The sequence below is a fragment of the Mesorhizobium sp. M8A.F.Ca.ET.207.01.1.1 genome (assembly GCF_004794715.1).
Taxonomy (GTDB): Bacteria; Pseudomonadota; Alphaproteobacteria; order Rhizobiales; family Rhizobiaceae; genus Mesorhizobium.
This window is the reverse complement of sequence record NZ_SRUS01000223.1, coordinates 1-367: the sequence shown is the minus strand read 5'-3', so window position 1 is coordinate 367 and position 367 is coordinate 1. Positions and strand designations below refer to the sequence as shown.

The 367-nt window shown below is 70.8% G+C and carries 1 pseudogene; it reads right to left on the bottom strand.

Annotated features, from left to right (window positions below):
- Positions 1-367, bottom strand: a pseudogene (locus tag EN850_RS34275) (hypothetical protein); the annotation flags it as partial.

Sequence of the window (367 nt, the reverse complement as noted above, 5' to 3'; positions counted from 1 at the left end):
ACTGGCGCTGCTCGACCTCGGAGATGTGCATGAACTCCGCACCGATCGAGCCGGTGTAGGTCGCCTTCAGGCGTGCCAGCAGGTCGCGCAGCTTCATGCGCGGCTGGCCGCCGACGCCGCCGGTGCTGAACTCGCTGTTGAGGTCGGCATCGGACAGGCTGTGGAACGCCAGGCCCAGGTCGGGCGTGTTGACCGGCGCGGCCAGGCCCAGCGGATCGAGGCGGGCGTCCAGGTGGCCGCGCGAGCGGTAGGCGGTGATCAGACGACCGACATTGCGCTCGCGCTCGTCGCCCGCACCGGTGCCGGTGCCAGCCTTCAGCGCATCCTTGGCCGCGTCCGCGATGTGGGAGATGACGGCCGAGTGCGG